This window comes from Thomasclavelia sp. (assembly GCF_017889095.1).
Lineage (GTDB): Bacteria > Bacillota_I > Bacilli_A > Erysipelotrichales > Coprobacillaceae > Thomasclavelia.
Genome location: NZ_JAGHEW010000243.1, coordinates 1 through 3,155, shown reverse-complemented (window position 1 = coordinate 3,155; position 3,155 = coordinate 1). Strand labels below are relative to the sequence as shown.

Sequence of the window (3,155 nt, the reverse complement as noted above, 5' to 3'; positions counted from 1 at the left end):
TATTTTAATCAAGATAATTTAAATCTTTTATTAGATAATCATTACCAGGGAATTGAAAATAATGCCCGCAAGATCTGGACAGTCTATCTATTTTTAACCTGGTATCAACAAAACTTTAAATAAACATAAAAAAAGCAGCTAGGCTGCTTTTTTGTTATCTAGTTAATAAATATTTGCGAACTGTACTAATAAAATGCAAAGAACCAGTAATAATTAAATGATCATATAAATCATAGTTAAGATCAATTGCCTGCTTAAAATCAATTCCATCTAATTCCAAACGCTCATCTTCAAAAGTTGCCTGAATTAGTGGATATTCACTTAATAATTCTTTCATAGCTTTAATATCCTTATCACCTAAAGCACTAAAAATAATTAGCGCATTGGTTACTTTTTGATCATGTAATGATTTAATTAAAGCCTTGATACCATCAAGATTATGAGCACCATCTAAATAAATCTTACCAAATTGTTCAAACCGACCTGGCCATTTAAATGATGATAAAGCTTCTTGAACTAGGTTTGGCTTCAACTCAATCAAATGGTTACAAACATTGATGGCAAGAGTAGCATTAGCCACTTGATAGCTGCCACAATTAGTCAAATAATAATCATGATTTAAACAACTAAAATGATAAGGGTATTGATAGTTACATACTGGCATCACTTTAATTAACTGACTATTTTGACTAATTGCTTTTTGATCAAAGATTGCAATTAAATCCGGGTTAGTTTCACTAGTAAAACAGATTTGATTAGCTTTGATAATTCCAGCTTTATGCTTTGCGATTTTCTCTAGAGTATCACCAAGCATAAATTGATGATCATATCCAATATTTGTAATCACACTGCAAATACTATCAATTACATTAGTTTTGTCATGCAAACCGCCAATTCCAGTTTCAATAATTCGATAATCTAAATCTTCTTCTTCAAAATATTTAAGCATGATCAAAATATCAATTTCAAACATTGACAACTGTTCACTTTCAATGATTTTTACTAAATCATTGATAATTTGTAACAGCTTAGCATCGCTGATCATTTTTCCATTAATGCAAATACGATCATTATGACAGATTAAATATGGTGAAGTAAAAGTCCCAACTCGAAAACCATGTCTTACTAATATTTCTTTAATAAAATTAACGGTTGAACCTTTACCGTTAGTACCGGCTACATGAATCATATTTTTTTGGTGAATATTAAAACCATATTTTTTTATTGTATCTTTAAACTGTTTTGTAGTTCGTTTAACTCTTCTAGACTCAATATATTTTAAGGCACTTTCAATATCATTAAACATCATTTTCTCCATTAAATATTTTCAATTTGCCAGTCAATCGGACTAATTCCATTTTCAACTAAAAACTGATTAGCTTTACTAAATGGACGGGAACCGAAAAAACCGCGACTAGCTGATAATGGTGATGGATGGGCACTTTCAAGGACTAAATGTCTTGAAGTGTCAATATATTGCTTTTTAGCTCGAGCATTATTACCCCATAAAATGAATACTAATGGCTTTTTTCGTTCATTTAACGCTTTAACGATATTTAAAGTAAAAGTTTCCCAGCCTTTTCCAGCATGACTATTGGCTTTTCCTTGTTCCACAGTTAAAACATTATTAAGCAATAAAACGCCCTGTTTAGCCCATTTTGTCAAATCCCCATGGTTAGGAATCGTAGTATTTAAATCATTATGTAATTCTTTATAGATGTTAACTAAACTAGGTGGGATGCGTACACCTGGATAAACACTAAAGGCTAATCCATTAGCCTGATGTAATTCATGATATGGATCTTGGCCTAGAATTACAACTTTAACATCATCATAGTCACATAAATTCAAAGCTCGAAAAATATTTTGTTTAGGTGGAAAGATTGTTTTATGTTCATATTCATTAGCGACAAAATCATGCAGTTTTTGATAATATTCTTTTTCAAATTCAGCTTGTGCAATATCTTTAAATTTCATTGAAAATAAACTTCTCGATCAATTCGGCAACAACGCCTTCATTATTATCAGCATTAGTTGTATAATCACAAGCCGCTTTTACTTCATCTACTGCATTATTAGCAGCTACTGATAAGCCCGCTACTTTTAACATCGCCATATCATTATAGTTATCGCCAACAGCAATTGTATCTTCAATTGCAATTGATAACTTATTAGCTAAATCAATCAATCCTTGACCTTTATCAACACCTAAAGCATTAAATTCCATATAACGATTAGAAGAATAACTAACCGCACAGCACCCATCAGTAATTGGTTTTAGCCCTTCTTCTAAACTCATTAAATAAGGCACATCAACATTTTGATATAAAATCTTAGAAATTGGGGTATCCTTTAAAAAATCAACACTGTTTTCTTTAGGATAAATAAATTCCAATTTTTGTTTTTCTAATCTTTCAGCTTCCGACTCCGACATATTAAATACATATAAATTATCTGGGGTATAGACATGGATACAAACATCAAAGTTCAATCCAGCTTCAAATAATTCTTTCATTTTTGCAAAAGGTAAACCTTTAAACTCTAATAAGCGATTACCTTTATTTTCAGTTAAGGCTCCCCCATTAAAAGAAATAACATACTCTTCAGGTAAATCATATAATCCTAATTCTTTTAATTCCGGCTGGATTTGCATAAATCCTCTTCCAGTAGCTGGGACAAATTTAACTCCGTATTCTTTTCTTGCCCGTTGAATTGCTTCAACGTTTCGTTTACCAGCATGGTGCTGATCATCTAATAGAGTTTCATCTAAATCACATGCAATTAACTTATAACCCATTATTCTTCCTCCAAAACAAATTTTTCTATCACTTCTTTTACTGCACCTTGATCATAATCAAGTTTAGTAACATATTGACTAATTTCTTTAATATCATCACTAGCACAGGTAACACTAACACCCAAATTAGCCTGTTTGATCATTTCAACATCATTATAATTATCGCCAATAGCTATTGTATCCTTATTATCAATACCTAGATAGTTAGCTAACCAGCGTAGTCCATAACCCTTATCTACCCCAAGAGCATTAAATTCTAAATACCGATTTGATGAATAACTAGCACAGGCTTTATCTTTAATTTCATCTTTTAATTCTTGTTCAATTGCTTTTAAATATGCCATATCCCTGCGTTCGT

General features: G+C 31.1%; 4 protein-coding genes. All 4 read right to left on the bottom strand.

What is annotated here, in order from left to right; translation table 11 throughout:
• Positions 1-154 precede the first annotated feature (154 nt).
• A complete protein-coding gene (locus tag J7M77_RS10795) occupies positions 155-1,306 on the bottom strand; it encodes a Mur ligase family protein (RefSeq protein ID WP_296878392.1) in 1,152 nt (383 codons plus the stop codon).
• A gap of 11 nt (positions 1,307-1,317) precedes the next feature.
• A complete protein-coding gene (locus J7M77_RS10790; protein ID WP_296878391.1) occupies positions 1,318-1,977 on the bottom strand; it encodes a uracil-DNA glycosylase in 660 nt (219 codons plus the stop codon).
• Positions 1,967-2,797 (bottom strand): HAD family hydrolase, encoded by an 831-nt coding sequence (locus J7M77_RS10785; RefSeq protein WP_296878390.1) that lies wholly within the window; start codon positions 2,795-2,797, stop codon positions 1,967-1,969. The genes J7M77_RS10790 and J7M77_RS10785 overlap by 11 nt, the downstream gene beginning before the upstream one ends.
• On the bottom strand, positions 2,797-3,155 hold a 359-nt coding region (locus J7M77_RS10780; RefSeq protein WP_296878389.1), incomplete at its 5' end, for an HAD-IIB family hydrolase. The genes J7M77_RS10780 and J7M77_RS10785, both read right to left, overlap by 1 nt.

Bases quoted from the DNA above. Each gene is read 5' to 3' on its own strand.
- J7M77_RS10795 (WP_296878392.1), bottom strand. From the start codon at position 1,306: ATGTTTAATGATATTGAAAGTGCCTTAAAATATATTGAGTCTAGAAGA.
- J7M77_RS10790 (WP_296878391.1), bottom strand. From the start codon at position 1,977: ATGAAATTTAAAGATATTGCACAAGCTGAATTTGAAAAAGAATATTAT.
- J7M77_RS10785 (WP_296878390.1), bottom strand. From the start codon at position 2,797: ATGGGTTATAAGTTAATTGCATGTGATTTAGATGAAACTCTATTAGAT.